Here is a 12,114-nt window from a genome sequence, read left to right on the forward strand (position 1 = left end):
GCGCAGGCTGGCCAGGACGCGCAAGCAGGGCGACGGAAATGGCTGACACGGTTGCGACGACACTTGAGGCGGTCGACATAATGGGGCTGATGAAGCTCCTGCCGCACCGTTATCCATTTCTGCTGATCGACCGCATCGTCGAAATCGACGGCGACGACTCCGCGGTCGGCATCAAGAACGTGACTATCAACGAACCGCATTTCCAGGGCCATTTCCCGCAGCAGCCGGTCATGCCGGGCGTGCTCATCATCGAGGCCATGGCCCAGACCGCCGGCGCGATCTGCATTCGCAGCCTCAATGCGGAAAAGCCGTCGCTGGTTTATTTCATGACCATCGACAACGCGAAGTTCCGCAAGCCGGTCGTCCCCGGCGATCAGCTCAGGATCCACGTCAAGAAGATCAAGAAGCGCGGCAACCTGCTGAAATTTGCCTGCGAGGCGATGGTGGATGGCGCAAAGGCCGCCGAAGGCGAAGTTTCGGCTATGATGGTCACCGGCTGACGGTTTCTAATGCTCATGAAAGTTCAGACATCAATCCACCCTTCCTCGGTCGTCGAAGAAGGCGCCCGGCTCGGCGAAGGTGTGCGTATCGGACCCTTCTGCCATGTCGGCGCCGATGCCGTCATCGGCGATCGCGTCGAGCTGGTCAGCCATGTCTCGGTGATGGGCGCGACCACCGTCGGCGGCTCGACCAAGGTCTATCCAATGTCGACGCTCGGGGCGCCGCCGCAGAACACCAAGCACAAGGGCGGGCGCACGACGCTGGTCATCGGCGGAAATTGCACCATCCGCGAAGGCGTCACCATGCATGTCGGCACCGATTCCAGCCGCGGCGAGACGGCGATCGGCGACAATGGCAATTTCCTGGCCTATGCCCACATTGCCCATGACTGCGTCGTCGGCAAGAATGCCACCTTCGCCAATGGGGCGACGCTCGGCGGGCATTGCGAGATCGGCGACAATGTCTATATCGGCGGCCTGACCGCCGTGCATCAGTTTGTCCGCGTCGGCGACAACGCCTTTATCGGCGGCTGCTCGGCGGTCGTCGGCGACGTCATTCCCTATGCGATCGCCGTCGGCAATCGCGCCAAGCTGCGCGGTCTCAACGTCATCGGCCTGAAGCGCTCCGGCCTGCCGCGCGCCGAAATCTACATGCTGCGAAGGGCTTACAGGGCGATTTTCGACCACTCCCGCACGGTCGGGGAGAATGTCGAGATCGCCAAGGCGGAGTTCGCCTCGTCACCGACGGCCATGAAGATGATCGACTTCATCACCAGTCGCGGCAAGCGGCATTATGCCGTCCCGCCGCTGAAGGGCGGTGGCGGCGATGACGATGGCGATGACGAGGGCTGAGCCCGCCGGGTCAGGGCTTGCACTCGCGCCGGGCTCCAGGGTCGGCATCATCGCCGGTGGCGGCAGCCTGCCGGTCGAAGTGGCGGAAGGTCTGGTCAGACAGGGACATTCGCCTTTCATCATCCTGGCCGAGGGCGAGGTGGATCGCGAAGCGGACTTTGCCGCCTACGAGCAGGCGACGCTTGCGCTCGAAGACATCGGCTTCCTGCTTCCCTTGCTGAAGCGCGAAGGCATTAGCCACCTGGTTCTTGCCGGCGAGATCAAGCGCAGGCCGCGGCTTGCGAAGATACGTCCAACGCTCAGTCTGCTGACGATAATCCCCTCCGTGGCAATGGCGCTGGCCCGCGGCGACGACGGGCTTCTGAAGGTTCTGACGCGCGGGCTGGAAAGGCGCGGTATCACCGTGGTCGGAGCGCATGAGATCGTTCCAGATCTCGCTGCCGGCGAGGGCATGCTGACCAAGGCGGGACCAAAGCAATCGGACTGGCGCGATATCGAGGCGGGCCGCGCGGCGGCCAAGGTAATCGGCGAGCTTGACGTCGGCCAGGCGGCGATTGCGGTCGGAGGGCGGGTTATCGCGTTGGAAGGCATCGAAGGCACTAAGGGCCTGCTCGAGAGGACGCGCGAATTGCGCGGGCACGGCAGGCTCGCCGGCAAGACGCGCGGCGTCCTGGTCAAATGCGCCAAGCCAGGGCAGGAGCTGCGCGCCGACTTGCCCTCGATAGGCCCGCAGACGGTCGAGGCCGCACACGCGGCCGGCCTTGCCGGCATCGCCGTCGAAGCCGGCCGCTCGCTCATTCTCGAAGGCCCGGCGACTCTCGCGCGGGCCAATGCGCTTGGCTTGTTCATCGTCGGATTTCCCGCGACGGAGCCGACCGATGGCCAGTGAGAGGCCGCTCAAGATCGCCATCGTCGCGGGCGAGGAATCGGGCGACCTGCTGGGCGCCGACATCGTGCGTGCGCTCGAAAAGACCACCGGCCGTAAGATCCGGCTCGTCGGCATCGGCGGCCGGCATCTGCAGGAACTAGGGCTGACACCGCTCTTCGACGGCAGCGAGATCGCGCTGATGGGCTTCAGCGCCGTCTTGCGCGACCTGCCGCGGCTGATGCGCCGGATCAGCCAAACAGCCGGCGCCATCGCGGCGGGGCGGCCGGATTGCCTGATCACCATCGACAGCCCTGATTTTTCGCTGCGCGTCGCCAAAAGGGTCCGCGCCGCCGCGCCCGCTATCCCGATCGTCCATTATGTCTGCCCGAGCGTGTGGGCATGGCGGCCGGGCAGGGCGGCGGCGATGAGGCCCTATGTCGATCACATCCTCTGCATCCTGCCCTTCGAAGTGAAGGCGCTCACCCGGCTTGGTGGCCCCCCCGGCACCTATGTCGGCCACCGGCTGACCCAGGATCCCGGCGTGCTTGGCGCCGCCAAGGCGCAGAGCTTGCCGCGGGACCTGTCGGAGGATCGCGTGAAGACGCTGCTCGTGCTGCCCGGCTCGCGCCGCGGCGAGGTGCGCCGGCTGATCGAGCCGTTCGGCAAGGCGATATCGGTCTTGCATCAGCGCGGTCACCGCTTGCGGCTGATGCTGCCGACGGTGCCGCATGTCGCCGACCTGGTGAAAACATCCGTCACGCGTTGGGACGAGAAGCCAGAAATCATCACCGATCCGGAGCGCAAATGGTTGGCTTTCGGCAAGGCCGATGCGGCTCTGATCGCCTCCGGAACCGTTTCGCTCGAGCTTGCGCTTTGCGGTGTTCCAATGGTCTCCAGCTACAAGCTCGATCCGATCGCGAGGCAGCTGCTGCAGCATCTGGTGACGACCTGGTCGGCGCTGCTGCCCAATTTGATCGCCGATCGCGCGCTGGTGCCGGAGTTCTACGATCAGTATGTCAGGCCGGAGAACCTGGCGCGTCAGCTGGAAGCCCTTTTTGCCGATACCGGCATGCGCGCCTGGCAGCGGGCAGGTTTCGCCGAAATCGCCAGGCGCATGGCGACCGACAGGCCGTCGGGCGAGATTGCTGCCGAGGTGGTGCTGGGGTGCATCAAGAAAGCGAATAGGGAGTAGCGAATAGCGAGCAGGCTAGGCGCGAGCGCCGACGGGTTTCTTTCACTGTTCGCTACTCGCTGTTTCGCTATTCGCTCAATCACCGCTTCGCAATCGGCACGTAGTCGCGCTCCGTGGCGCCGGTGTAGAGCTGGCGCGGGCGGCCGATCTTCTGGTGCGGGTCTTCGATCATTTCCTTCCACTGCGCGATCCAGCCGACGGTGCGGGCGACCGCGAACAGCACGGTGAACATGGTGGTGGGGAAGCCCAGCGCCTTCAGCGTGATACCCGAATAGAAGTCGACGTTCGGATAGAGCTTCTTCTCGATGAAATACTCGTCGGTCAGCGCGATCTTCTCCAGCTCCATCGCGATGTCGAGCAGCGGATCATCCTTGATGCCGAGCTCGCCCAACACCTCATGCGCCGTCTTCTGCATGATCTTGGCGCGCGGATCGTAGTTCTTGTAGACGCGATGGCCGAAGCCCATCAGGCGGAACGGGTCGTTCTTGTCCTTGGCGCGGGCGATGAATTCCGGGATGTGATCGACATGGCCGATCTCGCCCAGCATGTTGAGGGCCGCCTCGTTGGCGCCGCCATGCGCGGGGCCCCAGAGGCAAGCAATGCCGGCCGCGATGCAGGCGAACGGATTGGCGCCCGAAGAGCCGGCGAGACGAACCGTCGAAGTCGACGCGTTCTGCTCGTGATCGGCGTGCAGGATGAAGATGCGCTCCATGGCGCGCGCCAGCACCGGATTGATCTTGTACTCCTCACACGGCACGGCAAAGCACATGTGCAGGAAGTTGGCGGCGAAATTCAGCTCGTTCTTCGGGTAAATGAAGGGCTGGCCGATGTGGTATTTGTAGGCCATTGCCGCGATCGTCGGCATCTTGGCGATCAGTCGCATGGAGGCGACCATGCGCTGATATGGGTCCGAGATGTCGGTCGAGTCGTGGTAGAAGGCCGACAGCGCGCCGACCACGCCGCACATGACGGCCATCGGATGGGCGTCGCGGCGGAAGCCGGTGAAGAAGCGCGACATCTGCTCATGCACCATGGTGTGGCGCGTCACGCGATAGTCGAAGTCGTCCTTCTGCGCCTTGGTCGGCAATTCGCCGTAGAGCAGGAGATAACAGACCTCGAGGAAGTCGCCGTGCTCGGCGAGCTGGTCGATCGGGTACCCGCGATGCAGTAGGATGCCGGCGTCGCCGTCGATGAAGGTGATCGCCGACTCGCAGCTTGCCGTCGAGGTGAAACCGGGATCGTAGGTGAAGGCCCCGGTGGTGCTGTACAGCGCGCCGATGTCGATGACGTCGGGCCCGGTCGAGCCGCTTCGCACCTTGAATTCATGCGTCTTGCCGGCGAGCTCGAGCCTTGCGGTCGACTCGCGCGCCTTGCCGCCCGATTCCAGTTTTGTCGCAGCTTCGCTCATTGCAAACTCCTTTATGTTTTCTCATGCCGGCAAGGCAATTCCTGCAAACGACACGTCGAAATCACCGGAATGCGCGAACTTGCCACCGCATTTTAGGAGGTGCGTGCCAGATTGGGCCAAGGCCTAATGTTGCACTGCGAAACACACCTTTCAATGCCAATCTTCTTGGGCCAGTTCGCTCCTAATCGATTTGATCCGCAACCCGCGCCAGGCTCTCCTCACGGCCGAGCACGGCGAGTACATCGAACACGCCGGGCGAGGTGCTGCGGCCGGTGAGCGCGGCTCTCAGCGGTTGGGCCACGGCGCCGAGCTTATGGCCGCCGGCCTGCGCAAAGTCGCGAATAGCGGCTTCCGCGGTTGCGGCGCTCCATTCGCTGGAGATCGCGGCGAGCGCGGCATGGGTACCGCGCAAAATGGCGCGGGCGTCGCTGCCAAGCAACCCCGCAGCCCTTTCGTCGAGCTGCAAGGGCCGCTCGGCGAACAGGAAGCCGGCTCCATCGACGAGCTCGACCAACGTCTTTGCCCGCTCCTTGAGGCCCGGCATGGCAGCAAGCAGCTGTGCCTGGCGCCTGTCGTCGAGCTTGGCCGCAAGCGCCGGGCCACCCTCGAGATAGGGCAGGGTGGCTACGAGAATATCAAATAGCGCCTTGTCGTCCATCTTGCGCATATGGACGCCGTTCAGCGCCTCGAGCTTGGCGAAGTCGAACCGGGCGGCGCCCTTGTTGACGTCGGCGATGTCGAACCAGGAGATCATATCCTTGATCGACATCACCTCGTCGTCGCCGTGGCTCCAGCCGAGCCTGGCCAGATAGTTGAGCAGGGCCTCCGGCAGATAGCCCATGGCGCGATAAGCCTCGACGCCGAGCGCGCCGTGGCGCTTCGACAGCTTGGCGCCGTCGGCACCATGGATCAGCGGGATGTGCGACATCGACGGCACGGTCCAGCCCATGGCGTTGTAGATTACGGTCTGGCGCGCGGCGTTGGTCAGGTGATCGTCGCCGCGGATGATGTGGGTGACGCCCATATCGTGATCGTCGACGACGACGGCATGCATGTAGGTCGGGTTGCCGTCCGAGCGCAGGATGATGAAGTCGTCGAGGTCCTTGTTCGGGAATCGCACCTCGCCCTGCACGCGGTCGTGCACGACGGTCTCTCCTTCGGTCGGCGCCTTGATGCGGATGGCGCCCTTGACGCCGGGAGGCGCCTCGGAGGGGTCGCGGTCGCGCCACTGGCCATTGTAGCGCGGCGGCAGCCCCTTGGCCCGCGCCGCCTCGCGCATCGCCTCCAGCTCGGCAGGCGTCTCATAGCTGTAATAGGCCTTGCCCAGCCGTACGAGCTCCTCTGCCACCTCACGGTGGCGCGGCGCTCGCTCGAACTGCGACACGGCCTCGCCGTCCCATGAGAGGCCGAGCCAGGTCAGCCCGTCCAGGATAGCGGCTGTCGCCGCTTCGGTGGAGCGCTCGCGGTCGGTGTCCTCGATGCGCAGCAGCATCGTGCCGCCCGTGTGCCTGGCGTAGAGCCAGTTGAACAGCGCCGTGCGCGCCCCGCCGATGTGCAGATAGCCGGTGGGCGAGGGGGCAAAGCGGGTGACGACCTTGTCGGACATGGAACTCTCGGAAGAAGCTCTGAAGCGGGCATGATTGCGCGGACTTTCGCGCGGTGGGCGTTCATGTAGCATAGGAGGTCTGGGGCGCAAGGGGCAGACCCGATGGCTGGACGTGGCCGGGGTGCGGAGGATGGCGAGAAGACGACGGCTGGCGTGAGCGAGCGCCTGCTGTTTGCCGACACCGTGCCTGCTGAGGCAGTACCGGTTTGGGTTCCCGTGCCGCGTCCGGCCACCGAGATTTCGGACGGCGACGCCGTCGTGAAGCCGCCTCCGCCGGCAGCCATCGACTTGATCCGCAGGCGGTTCCGCCGTGCCTCGTTTTCCGCGATTCGCCGGGGTGTGGCCGAGGCAGCCTCCACCGAGCTCGACCGCGGCATCGGCTTCCTCCTGGTGCCGGTGTTCCTGGCCGCCGGCGTGATACTCTATTATTCCTTGAGCGCCGAGCCGGATCTTTACAGACCGCTGGCGGCGGTGGCGCTGATGGCTCTATGCGCGGCGGTTTCGCGTCCCTGGCTGAAGACACACCTGGTCTTTATGGCGGCGTTGTTTTGCGCGCTGGGATTCGTCGCCGCGAAGGTCGAGACCTGGCGCGCCGCTACACCGATGCTCGGCTCCGAAATCCAGACGCGGCTGACAGGCCGCGTCGTCATCGCCGAGGAAATGGCCAATGGCCGCGTCAGGCTGACCATCGATCTCGTCTCGACCGCGCATCCAAAGCTGCGCTACGCGCCGGATCGCGTCAGGCTTTCGGCACGCAGGATCCCGGCCGGCATGAAGGCCGGATCGCTGGTGATGGGTTACGCGCGGCTTCTGCCGCCGACCGGGCCGGTCCGTCCCGAAAGCTATGATTTTTCCTTCGACAGCTATTTTTCCGGCATCGGCGGCAGCGGATTTTTCCTCGGCGACCCGAAAGTCATTCCGCCAACCGACCCGATCGCTCAGACGAGCATCGCCTCGGCCATCGAGAACGCGCGCGAAAATATTGCCGACCACATCAGAAGCACCGTCGGCGGACCCGAAGGCGAGATTGCCGCCGCACTGATCGTCGGCGTGCGCGCCGGCATTCCCGAGGACATCAACGAGGCGATGCGGCGGACCGGCATCTATCACATCATCTCGATTTCGGGCCTGCACATGGCGCTGGTCGCCGGCACGGTCATGCTTCTGCTGCGCGGCGCCTTTGCGCTGTTCCCGGATTTTTCGTCACGCCGGCCGGTGAAGAAATATGCCGCGACAATCGCGCTTATGTCGATCGCCGCCTATCTCGTCATCTCCGGCGTGGTGGTCGCCGCCGAGCGAAGCTTCATCATGCTGGCCGTCATGCTGATCGCCGTGCTTTTCGATCGCGCCGCGCTGACGATGCGCAACTTGGCGATCTCGGCCATCGCCGTCATCCTGGTGTCGCCGCATGAAGTGGTTGGCCCGAGCTTTCAGATGTCGTTCGCGGCAACCGCCGCCCTTGTCGGCGCCTATGCCGGCTGGTCCGACTACCGCGCCGGCAAGGTGAGAGCGCCGCCGGACAAGCGTTCGTTCCTGCGGTTCATGTCGCACAAACTGGCAGTCGGAGCAGGTGGCGCCGCAATGACGTCGATCATTGCCGGAAGTGCCACGGCGCTGTTTGCCATCTGGCATTTCCAGCGCGTCTCGCCGCTCAGCCTGCTGGCCAATCTCGCGATCATGCCGATCGTCACGATCGTGATGTTTCTCGCCGTCGCCAGCGCGGTCATGATGCCGTTCGGCTTCGACGGGCCCTTCCTCTATTTGATGGGCAAGGGCCTGGCGGCGATGATCGCGATCTCGGCGTGGATTTCGGAGTGGTCGCCGGTCGATGCCGTGGGCCTGATCTCGATCCATTCGGTGCTGCTGGCGACGATCGCGCTCGTCATCGCCACGATGGCGACTACCTGGCTCAGGCTGGCCGCAATTCCTTTCGCTGCCGCGGCCGTGATGATCATCCCGCAGGTGCGCACGCCGGACCTGCTGATCTCGGAGGACGCGCATCTGGTGGCGATGCCGATCGGCGGCGGCGAACTCGCCATCAATCGCGCCCGCTCCAACGAGTTCACCACCGATAACTGGAAACGTGCGCTCAAGGCCGAAACGATCGTGCCGCCGGAGACATTCGCCAAGGGCACGCTGGACTTGGCCGATCCGGTCGACCTGCCGCCTGGATCGCCCTTTTACTGCACGGGCGATCTCTGCATTGGCCGGCATCCATCAGGCGCGATCGTCGCGCTCGCCGAGAACCGCGAAGCTGCCCGGCCTGCCTGCGACTTCGCAGACCTCATCGTCATCAACGACGCCACGGCCTACAATCCCTGCCACGATCCGCGTATCCTCGTCGTCACCAAGCGGCAGCTCGCGCGCGACGGCAGTGCCGCCGTCTTCTTCGATCCGCAATCGGCGACGGCGCGAGCAACCATTCAATACGCCGTCGAAAAACCGTACCGCCCTTGGCACGAACAGCGGCGCTACTCGCGTGAGGCGAGGGGGTTGGCGCCTTACAAGAAGCCCGAGAAGCCGGAAGCCAAGCCGCAGCCCCCTCAGTAGCGGCGGATGAGCCCGACGAGCTTGCCCTGAACCTTCACGCGATCGGGACCGAAGATGCGCGTCTCATAGGCCGGATTGGCAGCCTCGAGCGCGATGGAGGCGCCCTTGCGGCGGAAGCGCTTCAGCGTCGCCTCCTCGTCATCGACCAGCGCCACGACGATCTCCCCGGGGCTCGCAGTGCTGGCGTTGCGGATGATGACCGTGTCGCCGTCGAAGATGCCGGCCTCGATCATCGAGTCGCCTTTGACCTCGAGCGCGTAGTGCTCGCCGCCCGCGATCATGTCCGGCGGCACTGTGATCGAATGCGTCTGGTGCTGGATGGCGTCGATCGGCACGCCGGCGGCAATGCGACCCATCACCGGGATGGAGACGGCTGAAACGGCGTCGTCGTCATTGCTGGGCGTCGGCGTGCGGGCGGGCGCCGCGGGTTTGATCTGGCGGCCGAGATTGCCTTGGCCGCCCTGGATGACGCTCGGCGAGAACTTCTTCGCCGCATTGAGGCCGGGCGCGATCGAGTCAGGTAGGCGCAGCACTTCAAGGGCACGCGCCCGGTTCGGAAGCCGGCGAATGAAACCGCGCTCCTCCAGCGCCGTGATCAGGCGGTGGATGCCCGATTTCGAGGCAAGGTCGAGCGCTTCCTTCATCTCATCGAAAGACGGCGGAATGCCGCTTTCCTTGAGCCGTTCATGGATGAACATCAGCAGTTCATGTTGTTTGCGCGTCAGCATGGCGGCCCCCGTGGGTTCTGAAACCAGAATCAGAAAAACAAACCCAGAACAAACACTATCTGTTCCAGTTGTGTTCCGCAACCGTTTAAAGTTTAGTGAATGTGTTGACGTTTTGTTCAGCGTAACATCAGAACGCTGCATTCCTCGCCGGCTTCAGCCGCCGGTGCGAAGGGTTGGCGCACGATCAGGCCATTGGCATCGGCGAGCATCCTCAACATCGAGGAATCCTGGATGCCGAACGGTGTTGCGATCAACGCCCCCGCATCTTCGCGGACCACGGCGCGCACATAGTCCTGCCTGAGATCGTTGGCGTGCATTGCGACGCCTAACCGAGCCGTGCGGATTTCCTGACGGCAGGACCGGCCGCCCAGCCGCGCCAGAAGCGGCTTCAGGAACAGCTGCGAGCAGACCAGGCTTGCGACCGGATTGCCGGGCAGGCCGATGCAGCGAATGTCGCCGAGCCGGCCAAACATCAGCGGCTTGCCGGGACGCATGGCGATCTTCCAGAAGTCGAGCTGCATGCCTTCGCCGGTCAGCACGTCATGGATCAAGTCGTGGTCGCCGACGGAGGCGCCGCCAAGCGTGACGATGACGTCGGCGCCGGCCTTGACCGCCTTCTTGACCAGGGCCGCGATCGCGTCCTTGCGGTCGGCGGCGATGCCGAGGTCGAGCGCGCGCGCGCCGACCGACTGGGCCGTAGCTGTGACGCCACAGGCATTCGACGAGATGATCTGGTCGGGGCCGAGCGCGCTGCCCGGCGGCAGCAATTCATCGCCGGTGGCGATGATGGCGAGCAGCGGCTGCCGCACCACGTTGAGACTCGGATGGTTGGCCGATGCCGCCAGCGAAAGCGCCGCCGGATCGAGCTGGCGGCCTTTTTCGAGGAGCAGGTCGCCCTCGCAGAAGTCGAGGCCGCGGCGACGGACGTTTCGTCCCTCCACGGTCGGCTCGGTCACTTCGATGCCGCCGCCGCCGAGATCGCGGACATTCTCCTGGATAACGATGGTATCGGCGCCTTCGGGGAGCGGCGCGCCGGTGAAGATGCGCACGGCCTCGCCCTTGCCGACAGAGCCGGTGAAGCCACGCCCGGCGGGGGCCATGCCGATCACGGAGAGCCGGGCCGGCGCCGAGGCTACGTCGGCGGCCCGTACGGCGTAGCCGTCCATCGCCGACGCATTGAAGGGCGGCTGGGTGCGCAGAGCCACCACGGGGTCGGCCAGCACCCGGCCGGACGCGTCGGCCAGCGGCACGCTTTCGCCTGGCAGCGCGGTCGCGCCGTCCAACAGGCGTTGGAGCGCGTCAGCGACTGGAAGCAAAGCCATGCTAAGGACCTACCTTGTAGTCGCCCGACTTGCCGCCGGTTTTCTCGACCAGCCTGATGCCGGAAATCGCCATGCCGCGGTCCGCTGCCTTGGCCATGTCGTAGATGGTGAGGCAGGCGACCGACGCCGCGGTCAGCGCCTCCATTTCCACCCCGGTCTTGCCGGTAACCCTGGCAAGCGCGCTGACCCTCAGGCCGGGAAGCGCGTGGTCGGGCTCGATCTCGACGGACACCTTGGTGAGAAGGAGGGGATGGCAAAGCGGGATGAGCTCATGCGTCTTCTTGGCCGCCATGATGCCGGCGAGGCGCGCCGTGCCCAGCACGTCGCCTTTCTTGGCGTCGCCGGCCAGGATCATCTCCAGCGTTTCCGGCTGCATGGTGACATACCCTTCGGCGATGGCCGTGCGCGTCGTCTCGGCCTTGCCGCCGACATCGACCATGTTAGCTTCGCCCTTGGCGCCGAGATGCGTAAGCGCGGGCATCCTCAAACGGCCTCGGCAGGCGCCTTGCCCGTCAGCAGAAGGGCGGTCGCGGCGGCCACGTCGGCCTGCCGCATCAGGCTTTCGCCAACGAGGAAAGTGCCGATCTTGCTCTTTTCCAGCCGCCGGCAGTCCTGATGGGTGAAAATGCCGCTCTCGCTGACCAGCAGCCGGTCGTCCGGGACCATGGCGGCAAGCCGCTCGGAAACGTCGAGGCTGGTTTCGAAGGTTCTCAAATCGCGGTTGTTGATGCCGATCAGCCGCGACGAGAGGCGAAGCGCGCGTTCCATCTCCTGTTCGTGATGCACCTCGACCAGCGCGTCCATGCCGAGATCGAAGGCCGTGGCTTCCAATTCACTGGCCAAGGCGTCGTCGACGCTCGCCATGATGATGAGGATCGCGTCCGCGCCCCAGGCGCGGGCTTCATGAACCTGATACGGGTCGAAGAGGAAATCCTTGCGCAGGGCGGGCAGGCCAACGGCGGCGCGCGCTGCGGTCAGAAAGCCGGGCGCGCCCTGGAAGGACGGTGCGTCGGTCAGCACCGAAAGACAGGCAGCACCGCCTTGCTGGTAGGCCCTGGCGAGCGCCGGCGGGTCGAAGGCGGCGCGGA

At 65.0% G+C, this 12,114-nt stretch carries 11 protein-coding genes; 5 read left to right on the forward strand and 6 right to left on the reverse strand.

The genetic code is table 11. The features are described 5' to 3' along the window. Nucleotides 1–38 precede the first annotated feature (38 nt). From fabZ to lpxB, 4 genes are read left to right on the forward strand one after another with little or no spacing between them, the layout of a single operon-like run. A complete protein-coding gene (gene fabZ / locus EOA49_RS25990; RefSeq protein ID WP_127239888.1) occupies nt 39–500 on the forward strand; it encodes a 3-hydroxyacyl-ACP dehydratase FabZ in 462 nt (153 codons plus the stop codon). 15 nt (nt 501–515) lie between these two features. Then, nucleotides 516–1,352 (forward strand): acyl-ACP--UDP-N-acetylglucosamine O-acyltransferase, encoded by an 837-nt coding sequence (gene lpxA / locus EOA49_RS25995; RefSeq protein ID WP_127239887.1) that lies wholly within the window; start codon nt 516–518, stop codon nt 1,350–1,352. Then, complete coding sequence (gene lpxI, locus EOA49_RS26000) at nt 1,339–2,241, forward strand: UDP-2,3-diacylglucosamine diphosphatase LpxI (RefSeq protein ID WP_127239896.1); 903 nt, start codon at nt 1,339–1,341, stop codon at nt 2,239–2,241. Before lpxA ends, lpxI begins: the two co-directional genes overlap by 14 nt. After that, the gene (lpxB, locus tag EOA49_RS26005; RefSeq protein WP_127239886.1) at nt 2,231–3,412 is read left to right on the forward strand and encodes a lipid-A-disaccharide synthase; all 1,182 of its coding nucleotides are present in this window, start codon (nt 2,231–2,233) and stop codon (nt 3,410–3,412) included. Before lpxI ends, lpxB begins: the two co-directional genes overlap by 11 nt. Before the next feature lie 79 nt (nt 3,413–3,491). Here lpxB and gltA read toward each other — a convergent pair whose 3' ends face one another. Together gltA and gltX are read right to left on the reverse strand one after the other, a co-directional pair. Beyond that, entirely contained in the window at nt 3,492–4,820 is a 1,329-nt protein-coding gene (gene gltA, locus EOA49_RS26010) for a citrate synthase (protein WP_095777720.1), read from the reverse strand. A gap of 181 nt (nt 4,821–5,001) precedes the next feature. After that, nucleotides 5,002–6,426: a glutamate--tRNA ligase gene (gene gltX, locus EOA49_RS26015; RefSeq protein ID WP_067319911.1), complete on the reverse strand. Its 1,425-nt coding sequence runs from the start codon at nt 6,424–6,426 to the stop codon at nt 5,002–5,004. 102 nt (nt 6,427–6,528) lie between these two features. Here gltX and EOA49_RS26020 point away from each other — a divergent pair, with 102 nt between their 5' ends. Continuing rightward, nucleotides 6,529–8,976: a ComEC/Rec2 family competence protein gene (locus EOA49_RS26020; RefSeq protein WP_095825375.1), complete on the forward strand. Its 2,448-nt coding sequence runs from the start codon at nt 6,529–6,531 to the stop codon at nt 8,974–8,976. Here EOA49_RS26020 and lexA read toward each other — a convergent pair. The 4 genes from lexA to EOA49_RS26040 form a co-directional block, all read right to left on the reverse strand. Further along, nucleotides 8,970–9,704 carry a transcriptional repressor LexA gene (gene lexA / locus EOA49_RS26025; RefSeq protein ID WP_066992799.1) on the reverse strand — a complete coding sequence of 245 codons (735 nt, stop codon included), beginning with the start codon at nt 9,702–9,704 and terminating at the stop codon, nt 8,970–8,972. The genes EOA49_RS26020 and lexA overlap by 7 nt on opposite strands. 116 nt (nt 9,705–9,820) lie before the next feature. After that, a complete protein-coding gene (gene glp, locus EOA49_RS26030; protein WP_095800756.1) occupies nt 9,821–11,026 on the reverse strand; it encodes a gephyrin-like molybdotransferase Glp in 1,206 nt (401 codons plus the stop codon). 1 nt (nt 11,027) lies between these two features. Then, entirely contained in the window at nt 11,028–11,507 is a 480-nt protein-coding gene (gene moaC, locus EOA49_RS26035) for a cyclic pyranopterin monophosphate synthase MoaC (RefSeq protein ID WP_095800755.1), read from the reverse strand. Nucleotides 11,508–11,509: 2 nt separating this feature from the next. After that, nucleotides 11,510–12,114, reverse strand: a 605-nt coding sequence (locus EOA49_RS26040) for an indole-3-glycerol phosphate synthase TrpC (protein WP_164749285.1), incomplete at its 5' end; no start/stop codon positions are given.

Origin of the sequence: Mesorhizobium sp. M1A.F.Ca.IN.020.04.1.1 (assembly GCF_003997315.1) — a bacterium.
Classification (GTDB): Bacteria; Pseudomonadota; Alphaproteobacteria; order Rhizobiales; family Rhizobiaceae; genus Mesorhizobium.

Excerpts from the sequence above, each read along its gene's own strand:
- fabZ (WP_127239888.1), top strand. The coding sequence starts at position 39 with ATGGCTGACACGGTTGCGACGACACTTGAGGCGGTCGACATAATGGGG.
- lpxA (WP_127239887.1), top strand. The coding sequence starts at position 516 with ATGAAAGTTCAGACATCAATCCACCCTTCCTCGGTCGTCGAAGAAGGC.
- lpxI (WP_127239896.1), top strand. The coding sequence starts at position 1,339 with ATGACGAGGGCTGAGCCCGCCGGGTCAGGGCTTGCACTCGCGCCGGGC.
- lpxB (WP_127239886.1), top strand. The coding sequence starts at position 2,231 with ATGGCCAGTGAGAGGCCGCTCAAGATCGCCATCGTCGCGGGCGAGGAA.
- gltA (WP_095777720.1), bottom strand. The coding sequence starts at position 4,820 with ATGAGCGAAGCTGCGACAAAACTGGAATCGGGCGGCAAGGCGCGCGAG.
- gltX (WP_067319911.1), bottom strand. The coding sequence starts at position 6,426 with ATGTCCGACAAGGTCGTCACCCGCTTTGCCCCCTCGCCCACCGGCTAT.
- EOA49_RS26020 (WP_095825375.1), top strand. The coding sequence starts at position 6,529 with ATGGCTGGACGTGGCCGGGGTGCGGAGGATGGCGAGAAGACGACGGCT.
- lexA (WP_066992799.1), bottom strand. The coding sequence starts at position 9,704 with ATGCTGACGCGCAAACAACATGAACTGCTGATGTTCATCCATGAACGG.
- glp (WP_095800756.1), bottom strand. The coding sequence starts at position 11,026 with ATGGCTTTGCTTCCAGTCGCTGACGCGCTCCAACGCCTGTTGGACGGC.
- moaC (WP_095800755.1), bottom strand. The coding sequence starts at position 11,507 with ATGCCCGCGCTTACGCATCTCGGCGCCAAGGGCGAAGCTAACATGGTC.